Genomic DNA, 18470 nt, shown 5'->3' with positions numbered 1-18470 from the left:
ATGTCACAAAGAATCAGAATAAAACTAAAATCTTACGATTACAACTTGGTAGACAAGTCTGCTGAGAAAATCGTAAAAACGGTAAAGGCTACTGGTGCTGTTGTAAACGGACCAATTCCATTACCAACGAATAAGAGAATCTTCACAGTGTTGAGATCTCCGCACGTAAACAAGAAAGCAAGAGAGCAGTTCCAATTATCAGCTCACAAGAGATTGATGGATATCTACTCTTCTTCTTCTAAGACTGTTGATGCTCTAATGAAATTAGAACTTCCTTCAGGTGTAGACGTTGAAATTAAAGTGTGATAACTGCATACTTTGCAATGATTATAGAATCCGTTCCTTTTTAGGAACGGATTTTTTTGTATCCGGAAGTGAAATAAAACTGTTCATAACAGATTTTAAATCATAAACTCACTTTTTTCCATTTCATCCCTTGTACCAATGTGCCTGGTTTTGTCCGGTACATTTAATGATAGCCGGAGATCATTGAGGTATCCTTATAACATTCCAAAGCTCATTTATAATCCGATAATGATTAGTCATTGCGAGGTGAGATATGTCATCTTGTTTTATTTATTTAGAATTAATAAAAATAATAATTTTGCAAAAAATTATCAGATGAATAAAGTAGTATCCTTTTCTCTGCTTGTATTAGGTGGGGTTTTTGCAAACGCACAGCAAGTGAATGATTCTATAAAAAAATCAAAAGAGATTGATGAAGTAGAATTATTTGGTGAAAAAAAGAAACAGCCGGTAGGTCTGGAAGCTATAACAAGGCTTCCGCTGAAAACCAGAGACCAGATCCAGAGTATTTCGGTAATCTCCCATAAAGCTATCGAAGAGCTTGGAGGTTTAACCGTTACCGATGTTGCCAAAAATGTACCGGGAGTTACCCTGTTTTCCAGCTATGGCGGAGGAAGTGAGAGTATGTCTATACGTGGTTACCGTGGAGTTCCGGTATTGAAAAACGGTGTTCAGATGGATTCGGATTTCCGTACCGCAGGAATGATCACAGATATGCAGGGAGTGGAAAGCATTCAGGTGATTAAAGGATCTGCTGCTGTGAGTCAGGGGATCGGAAACGGTTTGGGTTCAGCAGGAGGTGTAATCAATGTAGTTACCAAAAGACCACAGTTTATTGATGAAACCAACGTAGGATTCCGTTACGGAAGCTGGGATTTTTACAGACCTACTGTAGATTTTCAGAGAGTATTGGATTCCAAAGGTAAAGTAGCCGTAAGATTCAATGGGGCATATCAGAATAATAATTCATTCAGAAGCCATGTAGAAGGAGAGAGAATCTATATCAATCCATCTGTAACGTATCGTCCGGATGATAAAACCGATATTAATGTAGAGATGGATTATCTTCACGATAACCGTACTCCGGACAGAGGAACTATCAATACGGCACCCGGTGATGTGGAGGCATTATACCATATGCCAAAAGGTAAGTTTTTAGGATATGCTTCCGATTATTCAAAAACAGAAACATTTAACTTTGCCACTACAGTAGTGCGTAAGCTTAATAATAAACTGAAGGTAAGAGCTGCTTTTATTAATTCTACAAGCAGTTCAGACAGTGAAGCTTCATCAATATCATTACCGACAGGAGAAACGAATTATAACATAAGACAGCATACCATCGGTAAATCTCAGGGAGAAGATATCAATAAGGTCTTACAGTTGGATTTTATTGGTGAGCAGATAAAGACAGGCTTCATCAATCATACATTCCAGGTGGGATTTGACTGGAGGGAAACAGAAACATCTGCCGTGACCTATGAAGCATATAAAAATTCCATTGCTCCCCAGAATTTGATTACTGCCCGTCCAACAAAAATAGGAGGTGTAACATATGATGCCAATCCTCTGGATATTTTTGATGTTGTGAACGGAACAATACCAAACCAGAATCCTGGAAATATAATCTATAAAAACCTTGGACGTTCAAATCCTGTTTTAACTCCAAGCATTGGGGCGATGGCGCAGGATGTAATGGCAATCGGGAAATATGTGAAAGCTCATCTTGGAATCAGATACAGCAGACTGAACGGTTCTTCCAATGCAACAGTAGATACATGGAACCCTTCTTTTGGATTGATCGTTTCACCTATTCAGAATATCAATGTTTTCGGATCGTATACTACGACTACCTCTTTAAGAGCCTCGAATAATGTTCTTCAGGCCGGCGGATTGGTAGGAGCATCTCATACAAAGCAGTGGGAAGCCGGAATCAAATCAGACTGGTTTAATGAACGCTTAAGATTTAATGTTACCCTGTTTGATATTAATACAGATAACCTGTCGTTCCAGATTCTGGATAAAAACTACCTGCCGATAAAAGACAGTAACAATAATATTCTTTACGGACTTGCAGGTAACCTGAGAAGAAAAGGAATGGAGGTAGAGCTTATCGGAAGAATACTGCCTAACCTTCAGGTAATGTCAGGGTGGGCTTATCTGGATGCACAGTACCAGGACAGTCCTGCCTATATCAATGGATCTGCTCCGATGAATGCACCGAAACATACTGCAAACGGATGGCTTAATTATAAATTCAATACCGGGGTTTTAACAGGCCTTGATGTGGGAGCCGGAATTTACTATGTAGGGAAAAGACCGGTTGATGAATGGACTCAGAAAACCTTTACTGCAGGTCACCTCAATAGTGTTGAAGCAGGTAAAAAACCTTTCGATATGCCGGAATATACTACCGTAGATGCTCAGGTCGGATATACCCTTAAAAATGGTATGGGATTAAGAGTATTTATGAATAACATCTTCGATTCAGTAGGGTACAGTTCCTATTTCAGAGGTGGATATATCGATCAGATTCAGCCCCGAAACTTTGCCGTACAGGTAAACTATAAATTTTAATCATCAAAATTTATTCATTATGAAAAGTATAAAAACAGTATTCTTAGCATTGGCTCTTGGGGCAGTATTTGTTGCATGTTCAGGAGATAAAAAGAAAGGAATTGATTATAACCAGTTTAAAACTGAAGTACAGCTTACCCCGGATCAGGTGAAAAGCTTTGACGAAATCACAAAAAAATATCAGGATCTTCAGGAACAGAACTTCCAGGCGGCAAAAGCACAGGGTGGAAACATGGACCGTGTAGCACTGGGAATCAAAAATGAAGAACTGAGAGCACAGCAGTCTCTTGAAATGGCAAAAGTGCTTGATGCTCCACAGATGGAGAAGTTCAATAAATTCGTGGATGAAAATTCAAGGAAAAGACCGAGATATGACAATGCACTTCTTGAAAGAATCAAAACTGAAGGCCAGCTTTCGGAAGATGAATTCAAAGTGGTGAATGCAGCCAATGATGCATTTGAAAAAGCATTTAACGATGCCCACGATGTATACCACGGCAATAATGATCTTGCCAAAGAATACTGGGATAAATTTGATGCCCAGAGAAAAACTGCGATCCAAAAAGCATTGACTCCTGAACATTATACGAAATTTGAAGAAATCGTAAAAGACATTCAGTTCAGGGGAAGAAAATAATCAGGTCCTGAACTAAGAAGTATCCATATCAAATTTTAATCAGAGAACATTAAGGCAGTACTCCTGTCTTAATGTTTTTGCTGTTAAATCCCCAATGAAATCATTATTTAAAAGCCTTTACCGGAAAAGAAGAAAAAATGAGACCTTCATCAAATATGTGATGTGGATTGTTCACCTTTGGCTTGGACTTCTGTCTAGCATCATTGTATTTGTGATGTGCCTCACCGGATGCCTTTATGCATTCAAAAACCAGATTACAGACCTTTACAACAGAGATAAAGTATATATTACTTCAGGCTCAAAGGTTCCCCGTACTCCGGATCAGATCCAGGCTGCACTGTTCGAAAGCGGAAAAGAACTTACCTCGCTTCTCATTCCGGACCATAGGAACAGAAGCTATGTTGTTTCGTATCGTGAGAATAATCTGGATAAAAGTTCATATTACAATCAGTACACGGGACAAATCATTGGCCAGGCTGATACAGGTGCCAATCAGTTTTTTGAAATCGTTCTTGATATTCACCGAAATCTGATGATGGGGAATGCGGGACGCCAGATTGTGGGAGCATCTGTACTGATATTCTGTATCCTCCTTATTTCCGGGTTGATCCTCTGGCTGCCTAAGAAACTGAAATTTTTGAAACAGGGACTTACTGTAAAATTCAAGGCAAAATTTCAGCGGGTGAATTACGACCTGCATAATACCCTCGGTTTTTATACCTTTTTAATGCTCTTTTTTATTGCTGTTACAGGTTTATACGTGACTTATCCCTGGGTGAAGAATATGCTCATTGTAAGCCTTGGAGGTTCTTCCATTGACAATATTGCAGAAGAAAAGAGTAACGATGATGCCTTCGGTGGACTTCTGGAAGATATGCTGCAGAAGCAGGACGAAAAAAAGAACCTCAAAAACAGTGCTTCAGCATCGATAGATAAGATTTTAGAGCTTTCCGATAAGCAGCTTCCTTATGCAGCTGCCACCAGTATAGAACTTCCCAACAAAGAGAATCCAAGATATGTAGTCATCAAAACCAATACTCAAAATTTTCTCGGTATGATGCTTCCGGATGAAGTTACCTTTGACAAAACAGGAGTTTTTAAAACAAAAGAATTGTTTTCTGACAAGCCATTGAATAAACAGTTCACAGCTTTAGCAAAGCCACTGCATACCGGAGAGATCATGGGATTGCCAAGTATCATTCTGTATTTTATAGTCTCATTAATTGGCTGTTCATTGCCAGTAACAGGATTTCTGATCTGGTGGCACAGGTTTAAAAAAACAAAATAAAAATCTGGATTGTAAGAAAAAAATATATATTCATTGTGCTTTCAATGTATCACAGAAACATAAAAAGAAATCTGCGTCATCTGCTCAATTAGTGAGAGATTAAAAAGAAATCTATACAGTCACTATAAAAGGGGAATCACAGCTTTATCATGAAATAGTATTTCCATCTTCATTCTTCCGGCTTCCCTTCTTAAAAATAAAACTTTCTTATTCCCCATTCAAGTTAATTCAATATTTTTATTCATTAAAATAATTGATATCATGAGCCATAAGAACAATAACCTTTTTGAAAAATTTTCAGACTGGGCAACCAAATTTACAGGAAGTTCATATGCGTTTATCGGAGCTGTACTTGTGGTCGTTGTATGGGCAGGTTCAGGACCTGTTTTTGATTATTCCGAAACCTGGCAGCTCGTGATCAATACCGGAACTACCATTATTACTTTTTTAATGGTGTTTTTAATTCAGAAAGCCCAGAACAAAGATTCAAAAGCTATACAGATCAAACTTAATGAGCTTATTGCAGCTCACGAAAAAGCCAGTAACAGAATTGTGGATATCGAAGACCTGACGGAAAAGGAACTGGACCAGCTTCACCACTACTATGAAGAACTTGCCAGATTTGCCAAGGAAGATGCAGATATTCATACTTCCCATTCCATAGATGCGGCTCAGAGAAATCAGGACTATAAGCATGAATTCTTTAAGCATAAACATGAAGAATGGCTTCAGAAACAGAATGAAAAAAAGGAATCATAACGATTCCTTTTCTTATTTAATTGAATATTAAAAATTATCTTCTCAGGAAATATCCGAAATAACTGCAGCTTCCCGATAATCCTTTCATAGTTTCCGTATCTGCATACTGGGATTTCAGCTGGGCAAAATAGGTTCGGTACTTCTGATTTCTCATATTATCAAGTTCAGTCTGATGAGCCTGTTCCTTTTCAGAATACTGAGGATCCGAGTAGCTTATATTGGAAACATTTTTAGCTTCATACTGGTAATATTTACCCTGTTCCGCACTGGCCATCTGGAAAAGAACTCTTGCTCTCTGTTCTTTATCTTTTGAAAGCTTCAGTGTCTTTTGATAGTAATTGATTGCCAGATCAAAATTATCCGGTTCTATGTAAGTCGTGTAAAGGAAGTTTTTATAATAATACTTATACGGATTCTTTCTGTCTGTAGTCCAGAAGTCATACTTTCCTCCATTGCTGTTGTCGATATCCATTACGAACAGCTGGCGGTAATATCCTAAGCTGGAAGTATTGTACAGTAAATTTCCGATAAGCTGGCTGGCTTTGGCTGCCTTTTCATCTGTTCCGTTGCTAATCTTTTTAAGCTGGATCAATGCATCTGCGAGCTCCAGTTTATTCATGCTGTTTTTAATGAAAGGGAATGAAGCATAGTCTTCCGCTTCCATACTTTCAGTCTCCGGACTTCCGAAACTTTCCCATACATTGTGTCCGAAAACGAGATTTGAAATATCTCTGAATCCATTATATTCTCCAGCTGCATACTGTTTCGGGGTAATTTTTTCACCTTTATCGCTCCAGCTATAATCCATTCTTGGGATTCCTGCAAAACCCTGCGCCTTTTCATAATAAGACCTGGCTTTTTCAAAATCTGCCTGTTTCATAGCCCTGTCTCCATAGATTGTGTTGAAAAAAGCATCAATATTTCCTACATTGTCCATATTTTTGGCAATGATCTGCTGTTCAAATGCTGTCTTATTCGGTTTTTTATAAAAATCTTCAACACTTTTTACCAGACTTGAATTAGGATTGTATTGCAGGTCGGAAAGTTTATTGTTCATCAGGAAGGATTTTCCGTCTTCACCCTGCAGGAAATAGCGGTTGGCAAGAACATCCTTAAGGAAATCCACTGTAGAAGGAACTTCACCATAATAATCATAATCATCAGTATTGGTGCTGTCTTTCTTTACTTCTTTTTTCACAAAGTAATCGGCATAATCTTTCATCAGATGATCTTCAAATTCCGCATCAATTTTAGGATGGGAAACAATATCATTCAGAACTTTCATTCTTTTTATCTCTTCCAGATATTCCGGATTTGTTGTCTTAATATCTTCCAGAATCTCGGAACTTGCCTTATAATCTTTTTTCAGGAATTTAAGATAAGCATCTGCGATCTGCCAGTATTCATCCTTAGAAACCTTTTTTGTTTTCTCTGTGAATTTTTCAAGATCATCCAGATAATCTTTCGTTTTCTCATCATAGCCGTAACCGGATTTAGTATAGAAAGGAATTCTGTCCGGGTTGTTCAGCAGCTCATCATCGCTCTGATCATTTTTATCATTGTTCGCAGTATCAGATTTTGAGCCTCCGAAAAGATTTTTAAAAAACCTTACAATCTTTTGCCAGAATGAGAGCTTTTCCTCTTTTTTTACTTCTGCAGGCTCAGATTTGGTATCCGTAGAAGCTTTGTCATGATCGTCTGCATTCCCTCTCTGCATGTATACATTGTCCGCAGCATCGGAATTGTAATAATAAATGGGCAGATAGCTTCTTTCCAGTTCGTTGATGCTTCTTACCGCCATTACTTTCAGGATCTCAGAATCAGGATTAATGTCGTACATCTTTTCCATGATAGGAATAGGATTCGTAAAACCTTCATACCCCAATAGGAAGTAAGCCATATTCTTTTCATCATTGGTATTGGCTCTTTTCATGATATTACTGAAAGAAGCCGTATCCGAAAGCTTCATAGAAACAAAAGCAGATTCCTTACGGTCTTTACTGTTCATAAAAACCTGGAAGAAGTTCCAGTTGGCATCAGCATTCATTTCCTTACCTCTCTGAGCGCCTGCAAGCTGATCAAGCGCCATAAAATACACTGTTCCTTTCTGTTTGATAGGTTCTATATAAGTTTTGAAAGCTTCCAGCGCAGCATCATAATTTCTCGTGTAATGGTTGAAGCGCACCAGCTGATACCCATAACGCTGCTTGATTTCAGGATTTCTTGTTGCATTATATAAAGAAGTCAGTGCATTGACTGTTTTAGCATAATCGATGGAAGTGGCATTTTGCTCCTTTGAAGGGCCGTAGCTGTAAAAAGAATCAGGGCTTTCCACATAATTGATTCTCATGTAAGGTTCCAGGTATTTAGCTTCAATCAAATAATCGATGCCCTCTTTGTATTTCTGGTAAAATCCTGTTCCCAGTTTCTGCAGCAGAGGATTGGCGGGTGCTCCGCTTTTCAAAGCATTAAGATCATTCATACTGATCTTGTATACCAGATTTTCTGTTTCTGCATAGTTTAGCTGATTATTGAAGAACCTTTTCCATGTTTCAATATTGTCATCGGGAATCTGCATTCCTCTGTAATCACCATAGAACCTGTTAGAATAAGTAAGCAGGAAAGGAAGGTAAGATTTATCCTTGATGATACTCTGTGTAAACAGGTTGAAGTATTCATAATCAGGATCTGACCACGCACAGGCGTCAGATTTGGTATAAAAAAGCGATAAAACCGCCAGTGATAGAATGTACTTTTTCATATAGTTGATGGGTGTTTTTATTTTATAATTAAATTTTGATAAAGTGCCTCATACCTATTAGTAAATAATTGAAGCATAAAACTTTAAAAAGTCCGGTTACTTACAAATTTACTATCTAATTGATAATAAATTATATTAAAATGTGGTATTTTTTTCTCCAGAAAACAAGTGACATCTTCCAATTGTTCATCCGATATTTCTTCCACTTTTATCCTGAAACCTTTACTTAAGAAGTTCCCGAAATAAAACCCGTCTTTAATAATTTCAACTTCATCATCCGAAATTTTTTTGAATCCGGGGTTTTCGAGGTCCTTTCTGGAAAGTGCATTAATCAGTTTATGCTTTTCAAGATGGTTGGTCACAATCCCCCAGGAATAAATAGGTAACGCCACCTCAATCTTTTTAATAGGATAATCCTCCAGTTTTGAAAGATAACTTTTTAAAACAGCTGCATCCAGAATAGAGTTTTTATTCGAATTCTCAAGTGGGGAAGAAGTGGAGTAGCACATCAGGTATACTTTTTCCACAGGCGGAACTCCGGTTTGGTTTTTATCTTTCACCTGATGAAGACGTAGCGTGCAGGTGATTTCTTTTCCGGAAACTCTTTTCAGTTCCTTTAAAAATTTGAAATAATCATCCCTCGTTCCGGCCGTCCAGTCACAGTCGATCTGAATTTCATTATTTATTTTTAAACCGTATTCTTGGGTCTTCTTCTGAACCAATTCATGAATGCTTTTCGCCAGAAATCTGATCTCTTCTGCTGAGATGTGATACATTGACTGGTTGGTAATGAAAACTGTCGGTACAATCTGTTTACCGGTTTCGAAACTTTTGTCTTTGGTAATCACTGCAACCGGTTGAAACTTTCCATCTGCTTTATCGATATCAAAAAATCTTGTGTACAGATAAGGAACCGAAGCATGATCCAAAACTTTCTTCTCTACCTGATCCAGCTTAAGGTGGGTCTTCCAGTAATAGAAAGTATAAGGATGCTCCTCCTTTTTATGACAGGAGACAAAAAGAATAAGAATAAGCAGAGCTTTCAGTACTTTCATTGTTTATACAGTTTGCTTTCGGGGTGCAGAGGTTTGTGTGGTGCTTTTTATTGAAGGATATAGTCTTCAGATTTATTCTTTCAAAAGTAGTAAGATTTTGGTGAAAACTAAACCGTAAAAACCCGGTGATTGGCTGTGTAGTGAAATTTCTTCATTCAAAAATAAAAAACCACTCCGCAATGGAATGGTCTTGATTGTATAAAGTTAAAACTCAGCTTAGAAAACAGTTGCTGCCAGTTGAATTCTTGCGTATTTGTTAGAAGGATTCCACATGGCCATCATAGAAACAGGCAGGCTGTAGTGTTCTGTTATCTTGACTGTTTTGCTGGCTTTTACACCCACATTAACAACATCAAAACTGTTTTTGCCGTTTCCATAAAGAAAATGCTTATCGTTGAGAGCAAATCCTGCGCCTACAAAAGCATCCAGATTTACCTTTTGTCCGGCAATTACAGGATAGCTTGCCTGAATGTAGGTGGAGTATTTATTCTTTTTATAGCTTCCGTCATCCTCCAATACCACTTCTCCGGCATTGGCACCTCCGTAAAGCATAATGTCAGCTTCAATATTTATAGGAAAAGAAGGACCGAAAGTATAATTGGTTCTAAGGTCAATAATATGAGCAGTTCTTCTCTGTGAATAGCTGAAAATATCATCTGCAGCTACAGCTGTATTGATATTCCTGGAATTATAAAGGTCCCAAAGTCCAATATAAAAACGGTTATGGGAATATTGGATGTAATAGTTGATCTCCTTATAATGGGTACCATCTTTATCGTCGGCTAAAGCTGATGCTCCCCAAATACCAATCTTCCATTTCTTTTCAGAATCCAATGCATAAGAAAGGTTTCCCATTACCACAGGTTTATCTGTAATAATCAATCCTCTCCACAAGTGATTGTTTTGAATATTTGCAGTAAAATCCAGTCTGTTGCTCTTTGCTGTTTCCTCGTTCTCCTGAGAGAATAGCTTTCCTGTGCCTAAAATAATCAGGCATGCAATTTTTAAAATTTTCATCGGGTATTTTTAATGTATTATTCCAAAAAGAAGGGCTGCAATAATGGCTCCCAGAATAGGTCCCACAACAGGAATCCATGCATATCCCCAGTCACTGCTGCCTTTTACCGGAAGCAGGGCATGCATGATTCTTGGGGCCAAATCTCTTGCGGGATTAATGGCATAACCGGTAGTTCCGCCTAAAGATAAACCGATGGCCCAGACCAGTAAAGTAACAGGAAGAGCTCCTACAGAACCGAGTCCTACTTTAGCTGTCGGATCTGCATTCAGAGAAATGCTTGGGTCAGAAAAGTGGAAGATAACAAATACCAGAACAAAAGTTCCTATGATCTCACTGATCAGATTGGAAAATGTATTTCTGATCGCGGGGCCGGTACTGAAGCATGCTAATTTAGCACCTTCATCTTCTGTAATGGCAAAATGATCTTTATTAAAAAGCCAGACCAGAAAAGCTCCGAGCATTCCGCCGAGCATCTGTGCGGCAATATAAGTAGGGACCAGATCCCATGAGAATTTTCCGGCAACTGCCAGTCCTAATGTTACGGCCGGATTCAGATGAGCACCGCTTGCCGGGCCGGCAACTGTAACGCCTACAAAAACGGCCAGCGCCCAGGCGGTCGTAATGACGATCCATCCTGAATTATTTCCTTTAGTATCTTTTAAGACAACATTGGCAACAACGCCGTTGCCTAATAATATAAGAAGCATTGTTCCTATAAGTTCTGCGATAAATGGAGTCATGAGTAGTTTTTTTATGGGTGAATTTAATCTTCGATCCAGCTTTGGGAACGCTTCACTGCTTTGTTCCAGAAATGAATCATTTTATCTGCTTTTTCTTTTTCCAGCTGAGGATGGAAATCTTTATCCACGATCCATTGAGACTGGATTTCATTGAGATCTTTCCAGTATCCTACTGCCAATCCTGCAAGATAGGCTGCTCCTAAAGCTGTTGTCTCAAGTGTTTTCGGCCTTGTAATTTTAAATCCGAAAAGATCAGACTGTATCTGCATCAGAAGATCACTTGCAGAAGCACCTCCGTCTACTCTAAGCTCAAGGCCTGGTCTTCCTGAATCTGCCTCCATGGATTTTACAATATCATATACCTGGAATGCAATTCCTTCCAAAGTTGCTCTTGCAATATGTCCGTTGGTAGTTCCACGGGTTACTCCTACAATAGTTCCTCTTGCATACTGATCCCAGTAAGGCGCACCTAATCCGGTCAATGCAGGAACAAAATAAACCCCTCCGTTATCTTCAACGCTTGCAGCAAGATCGTTTACTTCTTCAGATGAATGAATAAGTTTAAGCCCGTCTCTCAGCCATTGTATTGCTGCACCGCCCACAAACACACTTCCTTCCAGAGCATAGTTTACTTCTCCATTGATTTTCCATGCTACAGTAGTTAAAAGATTGTTTTTGGAAGAAACAGCTTCTTTTCCTGTGTTCATCAGTAAGAAACATCCTGTTCCGTAAGTGTTCTTTACCATTCCCGGAGTGATGCACATCTGCCCGAATAGTGCAGCCTGCTGATCTCCTGCGATTCCTGCGATTGGAATTTTGGTGGAAAATAAAGTGGTTGCAGTTTCACCATAGATCTCACTGCTCTGTTTCACTTCAGGAAGAACAGATCTTGGAATATCAAATAAATCCAGAAGATCCTGATCCCATTCTAAAGTATGGATATTCAGAAGCATTGTCCTGCTGGCATTGGAAACATCGGTAATGAACATTTTTCCACGGGTAAGTTTCCATACCAGCCATGTGTCAACCGTTCCAAAACATATTTTTCCTTCTGCTGCTTTTTCTCTTGCTCCTTCTACATTATCAAGGATCCATTTTAATTTGGTTGCTGAAAAGTAAGCATCCAGTACAAGTCCGGTTTTCTCTTTGATGGTTTCGGTATGTCCCTGTTCTTTCAGTTCGTCGCAGTATTTTGCGGTTCTTCTGTCCTGCCATACGATAGCATTATAAATAGGTTCACCGGTTTCCCTGTCCCAGACGACGGTTGTTTCACGCTGATTGGTAATCCCGATTGCTGCTACTTCCAATCCGGAAATCCCTGCTTTGGCAATGATTTCTGCGGCAACGGATATCTGGGATGACCATATTTCGTTGGGATCGTGCTCTACCCAGCCCGGAGTAGGGAAGATCTGTTCAAAATTTTTCTGGGAGACATATTCTATAGCTCCACTGTGATTGAATAAAATGGCTCTGGAGGAAGTTGTACCCTGATCCAGAGCGAGAATTAATTTTTCCTTCATACTGCAAATTTTTAATTATGAGTAATAGTTTTGGGAGAGTATGGAGTCAGTAAATATCCTTTTGCTAATTCAATAAATTCTTTTTCCTGTTCGTTTGCCCATTCCTGAGAATGTCCTTTTTCTTTGGCAATAAGCTGTGCAATAGTATGAGCACTGTCAATTGCAGCTCTTGCGTCTAAAAATAACAGACGGACTCTTCGGGCGAGAATATCTTCGATAGTTTCAGCCATTTCGTGTCTTATAGCCCAAACTGCTTCTGCAATAGTGAACCCATGATCCGGATGGATCTTCTGTGCATATTGAGGATCGCTGCTTTGTAATGATTTGATAGCGGGAATATCAGAACCGTAAACATAAAGATGGCTGCTTCGGTCAACCAGTTCGGGTTTCATATTACCATGAATAGAAAGATGTTCAGTTTGGGAAGGGCCTCCGTTTAAATGAAGGATCTCTACCGCTTTGTCAATCGTATCTTCTGCCATTTTACGGTAAGTGGTCCATTTCCCGCCTATGATTGAAACCAGTCCTGTATCGGAAGCGATTACTTTGTGACTTCGGGAAACTTCCTTGGTGCTTTTGCCTCCTTCTTTTGGAGCGGCAAGAGGTCTTAGTCCTGCGAACATAGACTTCACATCTTCTCTTGTCGGCTTTTTTGCCAAATATTGTCTGGCTGTATTTAAAACGAAATTAATTTCAGATTCTAAAGCATGCGGCTCAAAGCTAGGGCTTTCCAAAAGGGTATCTGTAGTTCCTACCAATGCTCTGTCATGCCACGGAACAACGAAGAGAACTCTGCCATCTGATGTTTTAGGGATCATGATAGCGTCATCACTTTTCAGGAAGGATTTATCCAAAACCAAATGGATTCCCTGGCTCGGAACGACAAATTTGCCATGCTTCGGATTGTTCATATTCAGAATATCATTTGTGAATACACCTGTTGCATTGATGACAGCTTTTGCCCGAAGTTCATATTGCTGATTTGAAAACTGGTCTTCAGCTTTTACGCCATTTATTTTTCCGGAATCGTTTTTCAGAAGTCCGGTTACTTTCATATAATTAATAGCGCTCCCTCCTTTTTCTATAAGAGTCTGGGATAAGTTGATGGCTAATCTGGCATCGTCAAACTGTCCGTCCTGATACACCACACCGCTTGCAAGGTTGTGTTGTTCAATAGTTGGCAGTTTTTCAACTGTTTTAGCCTTGCTGATGTATTTTGTTTTTCCTAAACTTAATTTCCCTGCAAGGAAATCATAGATAGATAATCCTATTTTATAATAGATTCCTCCCCACCAGGTGTAGTTAGGAATAATAAATGACTGGTTTTTTACTACATGTGCTGCATTTTGAGCAAGCAGTCCTCTTTCTTTCAATGCTTCTTTTACAAGACCTACATCTCCCTGAGCAAGATATCTTACACCACCATGTACCAGCTTAGTGCTTCGGCTGGAGGTTGCTTTTGCAAAATCATGTGATTCCAGAAGAAGCGTTTTAAATCCTCTGCTGGCTGCATCCAATGCTGATCCTAAACCACTGGCGCCACCGCCAATAACAATAAAGTCCCATTCCTGAATGCTTGTTAATTTACTTATTTCTTCGTTTCGTTTCATAAATGTTTCGTTTATGTTTCGTTTTCAAATGTATAAATTAAAAATGAAACTAAAAAGAAAATAAATGAAATTTTATCGGTCTCGAAAAAAAATGGTATTTTTGATGAAAGAATCAGAATGGAAAAGTTAATACCAAGGCATAACGATATATTAAAGGAGCTGGATGAAAAGGGACATGTTCTTGTACAGGATCTGTGCGAGAAGTTCAATGTTTCATCAGTTACGGTCCGAAAGGATCTGAATTATCTCGAAAGCTTAGGATTACTTTTCAGAAATCATGGAGGGGCGAGCAAGCATATCCGATATGCATATGAAAGGAATGTGGGAGAGAAGGAAAACATCAATGTAGAAGCGAAACAGAATATCGCCAAAGCGGCTTTACAGCTCATCCAGGAAAACGACTGTATTATTCTGGCTTCCGGAACAACGATGCATTATCTTGCGAGAATGCTGGTAAACTTTGGTCCGCTTACGGTTTTGACCTCTTCTTTAAGAGTGGCAATAGAGTTGTGTAATAATCCTAATATTAATATTATACAATTGGGCGGAGAAGTCCGAAAGAGCTCAACCTCCATCGTTGGGTCTATTTCTGAAGGAATTCTCAAGCAGTTTTCCTGTAATAAACTTTTTCTCGGTGTTGATGGGATTGATATTGATTTTGGGATCAGTACATCGAATGCTGCAGAAGCCCATCTGAACCAGCTGATGATAGAATGCTCCGAAAAAGTAGTTATTCTCGGTGACTCTTCGAAGTTGAATAAAAAGGGTTTCGGAAAGATTGCTTCTTTAGATAAGGTTGATTATCTTATTACAGATAGTGATATCTGTGACGAGAATAAAGTGGCGCTGGAAGAAAAAGGAGTTACGGTAATTGTAAAATAAACTTCTTTTTAATTTATTTTTTTTAAACACAAATAATTTCTCTGAAAATTTTGCCCGGATTTTCCAAAATTATCTAATTGATTAAAAATCAAAATATTTTACTCTAAATATTTGCCAGTTCTAAAAATATTCATAAATTTGCACACTCCATTTTAGGGGCGTAGTATGCCTATATCAAAAGTAGAAATTACTTCAGACCTCCTAAAGATGTGGAAAATAGAAAGATAAATTTTATTTAATATAAACAATGTCAGGTATTATTGGTAAAAAAATCGGTATGACGTCTTTGTTTAACGAAGAAGGAAAAAACATTCCTTGTACAGTTATTCAGGCTGGTCCATGCTCGGTTTTACAGGTCAGAACCTTAGAAAAAGACGGATACAAATCTGTGCAATTAGGTTTCGATGACAAGAGTGAAAAGAACGTAGGTAAAGCGTTAGCTGGCCATTTCAAAAAGGCTGGTTCTGCTCCAAAAGCTAAATTGGTAGAATTCTACAGAGAATTCGTTGATGAAGTGAAAGTAGGAGAAGAAGTAAAAGTTGATTTGTTCTCTGAAGGAGAATATGTTGACGTAACAGGAACTTCAAAAGGTAAAGGTTTCCAAGGTGTTGTTAAAAGACACGGATTTGGAGGTGTAATGCAAGCTACTCATGGTCAGCACAACAGACTTAGAGCTCCAGGTTCTATCGGTGCTGGATCGGATCCTTCAAGAGTATTCAAAGGAATGAGAATGGCGGGTAGAATGGGAGGTAAGCAGGTAACTGTACAAAACCTTCAAGTATTAAAAGTGGATCAAGAACAAAATCTTTTAGTAGTAAAAGGTGCTGTTCCGGGAGCTAAAAATTCTTATGTAATTATCAGAAAATGGAACTAGTAGTATTAAATACATCAGGAAAAGAGACCGGAAGAAAAGTAACTCTAGACGAAACAGTATTCGGAATTGAGCCAAATCAGCACGCGGTTTACTTAGAAGTTAAACAGTACCTTGCTGCACAAAGACAAGGAACTCATAAAGCAAAAGAAAGAAGCGAAATTACTGCTTCTACTAAAAAACTTAAGAAGCAAAAAGGATCTGGTTCTGCTAGATATGGTGATATCAAATCTCCAACTTTCAGAGGTGGAGGTAGAGTATTCGGACCAAAACCAAGAGATTACAGATTCAAATTGAACAAAGCTCTTAAGAGATTAGCTAAAAAATCTGTTTTATCTCAAAAATTGAGAGACAACAGCATTAAAGTATTAGAGGCTTTCAATTTCGAAACTCCTAAAACTAAAGAGTTTATCAATATCAATAACGCTTTAGGATTCGAAGGTAAAAAATCTCTTTACATCTTAGATGAAGCAAACAAAAATGTTTATTTATCTTCAAGAAACTTACCTAAGACTAAAGTTCTTACTTACAACGAAATTAGCTCTTATGATCTAATTAATGCAGGTGAGATCGTATTCTTAGAAGGTGCTATCGAGAAATTCCAAGAAAATTTAAAGAAATAAATCATGTCTATTATTATTAAACCAGTTATCTCAGAAAAGGCTAATTACCTTACAGATTTAAGAGGTTCTTATTCTTTCTTAGTTGATCCTAAGGCGAATAAAATCCAGATTAAAAAAGCTGTAGAAGCAGCTTACGGTGTAAAAGTAGCAGACGTTAACACAATGATTTATGCTCCGAAGGTTTCTTCGAAATACACGAAAAAAGGTCTTCAAGTAGGAAAGACAAACAAATTGAAAAAAGCGGTAATCAAACTTGCTGAAGGTGAGGTTATCGATATTTTTGCTGTAAATTAATTATCAATTATAAATAATAGTAATGTCTGTTAGAAAATTAAAACCTATCACCCCAGGACAGAGATTCAGAATTGTAAACAATTTTGAGGAAATTACTACCAACAAACCAGAGAAATCTCTTACAGTTGGTATTAAAAAGTCAGGTGGACGTAACCAAACTGGTAAAATGACCATGCGTTACACCGGAGGTGGACACAAAAAGAAATACAGAATTATCGACTTCAAAAGAAACAAGCATGACGTTGAAGCTACCGTTAAAACTGTAGAATACGATCCAAACAGAACTGCATTTATCGCTTTATTAGAGTATGCTGACGGAGAGAAGAGATACATCATCGCTCCAAACGGTATCAAAGTAGATCAGAAAGTAGTTTCAGGAGAAAGCGTTGAACCGAACGTAGGTAACGCAATGAAATTGAAAAACATTCCATTGGGTACTGTAATCTCTTGTGTTGAAATGAAGCCTGGACAAGGTGCTATTTTAGCAAGAAGTGCTGGTTCTTCAGCTCAATTAACTTCTAGAGACGGTAAATATGCAATCATCAAATTGCCTTCAGGAGAATCAAGAATGATCCTTACTGAATGTTTCGCAATGATTGGATCAGTTTCTAACTCTGACCACCAATTGACTGTATCAGGTAAGGCTGGTAGAAGCAGATGGTTAGGTAGAAGACCAAGAACAAGAGCCGTTGTAATGAACCCTGTAGATCACCCAATGGGAGGTGGTGAAGGACGTTCTTCTGGAGGTCACCCAAGATCTAGAAACGGTATGCCGTCTAAAGGTTACAAAACTAGAAAGAAAAATAAAGTGTCTAACCGTTACATCGTATCTAAAAGAAAATAATTATGGCAAGATCACTTAAAAAAGGACCGTTCATTCATCATACTTTAGATAAGAAGGTTCAGGCAAATATAGAGTCTGGTAAGAAGACAGTTATCAAAACTTGGTCTAGAGCATCGATGATCTCTCCGGACTTCGTAGGACAGACTATTGCTGTACACAACGGGAAATCTTTTATCCCTGTATATGTTACAGAAAACATGGTAGGTCACAAGTTAGGCGAATTTTCTCCAACAAGATCTTTCAGAGGTCATGGTGGTAACAAAAACAAAGGAAGCAGATAATCATGGGATCAAGAAAACAAGATAGCGCAATCGCAAGAAAAGAAGCTAACAAAGACGTTGTAAAAGCTTCATTAAATGACTGCCCATCATCTCCGAGAAAAATGAGATTAGTTGCTGATATCATTAGAGGAGAGCAGGTAGATAAAGCTCTTTATATCCTAAAATATTCTAAAAAAGAAGCCTCTAACAAATTAGAGAAATTACTTCTTTCTGCTATGGCAAACTGGCAGACTAAAAATGAAGGTGCTGATATTGAAGAAGCAAACCTTATCATTAAAGAAATCTTCGTGGATAGTGCAAGACAATTGAAGAGACTAAGACCAGCTCCGCAAGGTAGAGGGTACAGAATCAGAAAAAGATCTAACCACGTTACATTAATCTTAGGTAATAAAGAAAATTAATCA

18 protein-coding genes are annotated in these 18470 nt (G+C 38.3%); 12 read left to right on the top strand and 6 right to left on the bottom strand.

Annotated features, from left to right (window positions below):
• The 5 genes from rpsJ (at position 1) to ACQWU4_RS08070 (ending at position 5567) form a co-directional block, all read left to right on the top strand.
• Positions 1 to 306, top strand: coding sequence for a 30S ribosomal protein S10 (gene rpsJ / locus ACQWU4_RS08090; protein WP_002661363.1), 306 nt, complete (start codon positions 1 to 3; stop codon positions 304 to 306).
• Positions 307 to 621: 315 nt separating this feature from the next.
• Positions 622 to 2883: a TonB-dependent siderophore receptor gene (locus ACQWU4_RS08085; protein WP_429935259.1), complete on the top strand. Its 2262-nt coding sequence runs from the start codon at positions 622 to 624 to the stop codon at positions 2881 to 2883.
• Between the two features lie 19 nt (positions 2884 to 2902).
• Positions 2903 to 3520 carry a hypothetical protein gene (locus ACQWU4_RS08080; RefSeq protein ID WP_429935258.1) on the top strand — a complete coding sequence of 206 codons (618 nt, stop codon included), beginning with the start codon at positions 2903 to 2905 and terminating at the stop codon, positions 3518 to 3520.
• A gap of 94 nt (positions 3521 to 3614) precedes the next feature.
• Entirely contained in the window at positions 3615 to 4808 is a 1194-nt protein-coding gene (locus tag ACQWU4_RS08075) for a PepSY-associated TM helix domain-containing protein (RefSeq protein ID WP_429935257.1), read from the top strand.
• Between the two features lie 261 nt (positions 4809 to 5069).
• Positions 5070 to 5567, top strand: a complete 498-nt coding sequence (locus ACQWU4_RS08070; protein ID WP_429935256.1) for a low affinity iron permease family protein — start codon at positions 5070 to 5072, stop codon at positions 5565 to 5567.
• A 34-nt stretch (positions 5568 to 5601) separates the two neighbouring features.
• Here the strand turns inward: ACQWU4_RS08070 and ACQWU4_RS08065 are convergent, their stop codons facing one another.
• The 6 genes from ACQWU4_RS08065 to ACQWU4_RS08040 form a co-directional block, all read right to left on the bottom strand.
• On the bottom strand, positions 5602 to 8328 hold the full coding sequence (locus tag ACQWU4_RS08065; protein ID WP_429935255.1) for a hypothetical protein: 2727 nt from the start codon (positions 8326 to 8328) through the stop codon (positions 5602 to 5604).
• Between the two features lie 83 nt (positions 8329 to 8411).
• Positions 8412 to 9383, bottom strand: coding sequence for a hypothetical protein (locus ACQWU4_RS08060; protein WP_429935254.1), 972 nt, complete (start codon positions 9381 to 9383; stop codon positions 8412 to 8414).
• 216 nt (positions 9384 to 9599) lie between these two features.
• Positions 9600 to 10400: a hypothetical protein gene (locus ACQWU4_RS08055; RefSeq protein WP_429935253.1), complete on the bottom strand. Its 801-nt coding sequence runs from the start codon at positions 10398 to 10400 to the stop codon at positions 9600 to 9602.
• A 9-nt stretch (positions 10401 to 10409) separates the two neighbouring features.
• Positions 10410 to 11141, bottom strand: a complete 732-nt coding sequence (locus ACQWU4_RS08050) for an MIP/aquaporin family protein (RefSeq protein WP_429935252.1) — start codon at positions 11139 to 11141, stop codon at positions 10410 to 10412.
• A 23-nt stretch (positions 11142 to 11164) separates the two neighbouring features.
• Positions 11165 to 12661, bottom strand: coding sequence for a glycerol kinase GlpK (glpK, locus tag ACQWU4_RS08045; protein WP_429935251.1), 1497 nt, complete (start codon positions 12659 to 12661; stop codon positions 11165 to 11167).
• Positions 12662 to 12672: 11 nt separating this feature from the next.
• Complete coding sequence (locus tag ACQWU4_RS08040) at positions 12673 to 14271, bottom strand: glycerol-3-phosphate dehydrogenase/oxidase (protein WP_429935250.1); 1599 nt, start codon at positions 14269 to 14271, stop codon at positions 12673 to 12675.
• 117 nt (positions 14272 to 14388) lie between these two features.
• Here ACQWU4_RS08040 and ACQWU4_RS08035 point away from each other — a divergent pair, with 117 nt between their 5' ends.
• The 7 genes from ACQWU4_RS08035 (at position 14389) to rplV (ending at position 18467) form a co-directional block, all read left to right on the top strand.
• Positions 14389 to 15153: a DeoR/GlpR family DNA-binding transcription regulator gene (locus ACQWU4_RS08035; protein ID WP_429935249.1), complete on the top strand. Its 765-nt coding sequence runs from the start codon at positions 14389 to 14391 to the stop codon at positions 15151 to 15153.
• Positions 15154 to 15400: 247 nt separating this feature from the next.
• Positions 15401 to 16027, top strand: a complete 627-nt coding sequence (gene rplC, locus ACQWU4_RS08030) for a 50S ribosomal protein L3 (RefSeq protein ID WP_429935248.1) — start codon at positions 15401 to 15403, stop codon at positions 16025 to 16027.
• The gene (gene rplD / locus ACQWU4_RS08025) at positions 16018 to 16647 is read left to right on the top strand and encodes a 50S ribosomal protein L4 (protein ID WP_039364048.1); all 630 of its coding nucleotides are present in this window, start codon (positions 16018 to 16020) and stop codon (positions 16645 to 16647) included. The genes rplC and rplD overlap by 10 nt, the downstream gene beginning before the upstream one ends.
• Before the next feature lie 3 nt (positions 16648 to 16650).
• Positions 16651 to 16941: a 50S ribosomal protein L23 gene (gene rplW, locus ACQWU4_RS08020; RefSeq protein WP_047376571.1), complete on the top strand. Its 291-nt coding sequence runs from the start codon at positions 16651 to 16653 to the stop codon at positions 16939 to 16941.
• A gap of 22 nt (positions 16942 to 16963) precedes the next feature.
• Positions 16964 to 17785, top strand: a complete 822-nt coding sequence (rplB, locus tag ACQWU4_RS08015) for a 50S ribosomal protein L2 (protein WP_429935247.1) — start codon at positions 16964 to 16966, stop codon at positions 17783 to 17785.
• Between the two features lie 2 nt (positions 17786 to 17787).
• Entirely contained in the window at positions 17788 to 18066 is a 279-nt protein-coding gene (gene rpsS, locus ACQWU4_RS08010) for a 30S ribosomal protein S19 (RefSeq protein ID WP_002983209.1), read from the top strand.
• Positions 18067 to 18068: 2 nt separating this feature from the next.
• A complete protein-coding gene (gene rplV, locus ACQWU4_RS08005; protein WP_429935246.1) occupies positions 18069 to 18467 on the top strand; it encodes a 50S ribosomal protein L22 in 399 nt (132 codons plus the stop codon).
• Positions 18468 to 18470 lie beyond the last annotated feature (3 nt).

This window comes from Chryseobacterium sp. MIQD13, assembly GCF_050496705.1.
In the GTDB taxonomy this organism is placed as follows: domain Bacteria; phylum Bacteroidota; class Bacteroidia; order Flavobacteriales; family Weeksellaceae; genus Chryseobacterium.
The sequence above is the reverse complement of the archived record's forward strand: the minus strand, read 5'-3'. Positions and strand labels throughout refer to the sequence as shown.

Bases quoted from the DNA above. Each gene is read 5' to 3' on its own strand.
- rpsJ (WP_002661363.1), top strand. From the start codon at position 1: ATGTCACAAAGAATCAGAATAAAACTAAAATCTTACGATTACAACTTG.
- ACQWU4_RS08085 (WP_429935259.1), top strand. From the start codon at position 622: ATGAATAAAGTAGTATCCTTTTCTCTGCTTGTATTAGGTGGGGTTTTT.
- ACQWU4_RS08080 (WP_429935258.1), top strand. From the start codon at position 2,903: ATGAAAAGTATAAAAACAGTATTCTTAGCATTGGCTCTTGGGGCAGTA.
- ACQWU4_RS08075 (WP_429935257.1), top strand. From the start codon at position 3,615: ATGAAATCATTATTTAAAAGCCTTTACCGGAAAAGAAGAAAAAATGAG.
- ACQWU4_RS08070 (WP_429935256.1), top strand. From the start codon at position 5,070: ATGAGCCATAAGAACAATAACCTTTTTGAAAAATTTTCAGACTGGGCA.
- ACQWU4_RS08065 (WP_429935255.1), bottom strand. From the start codon at position 8,328: ATGAAAAAGTACATTCTATCACTGGCGGTTTTATCGCTTTTTTATACC.
- ACQWU4_RS08060 (WP_429935254.1), bottom strand. From the start codon at position 9,383: ATGAAAGTACTGAAAGCTCTGCTTATTCTTATTCTTTTTGTCTCCTGT.
- ACQWU4_RS08055 (WP_429935253.1), bottom strand. From the start codon at position 10,400: ATGAAAATTTTAAAAATTGCATGCCTGATTATTTTAGGCACAGGAAAG.
- ACQWU4_RS08050 (WP_429935252.1), bottom strand. From the start codon at position 11,141: ATGACTCCATTTATCGCAGAACTTATAGGAACAATGCTTCTTATATTA.
- glpK (WP_429935251.1), bottom strand. From the start codon at position 12,661: ATGAAGGAAAAATTAATTCTCGCTCTGGATCAGGGTACAACTTCCTCC.
- ACQWU4_RS08040 (WP_429935250.1), bottom strand. From the start codon at position 14,271: ATGAAACGAAACGAAGAAATAAGTAAATTAACAAGCATTCAGGAATGG.
- ACQWU4_RS08035 (WP_429935249.1), top strand. From the start codon at position 14,389: ATGGAAAAGTTAATACCAAGGCATAACGATATATTAAAGGAGCTGGAT.
- rplC (WP_429935248.1), top strand. From the start codon at position 15,401: ATGTCAGGTATTATTGGTAAAAAAATCGGTATGACGTCTTTGTTTAAC.
- rplD (WP_039364048.1), top strand. From the start codon at position 16,018: ATGGAACTAGTAGTATTAAATACATCAGGAAAAGAGACCGGAAGAAAA.
- rplW (WP_047376571.1), top strand. From the start codon at position 16,651: ATGTCTATTATTATTAAACCAGTTATCTCAGAAAAGGCTAATTACCTT.
- rplB (WP_429935247.1), top strand. From the start codon at position 16,964: ATGTCTGTTAGAAAATTAAAACCTATCACCCCAGGACAGAGATTCAGA.
- rpsS (WP_002983209.1), top strand. From the start codon at position 17,788: ATGGCAAGATCACTTAAAAAAGGACCGTTCATTCATCATACTTTAGAT.
- rplV (WP_429935246.1), top strand. From the start codon at position 18,069: ATGGGATCAAGAAAACAAGATAGCGCAATCGCAAGAAAAGAAGCTAAC.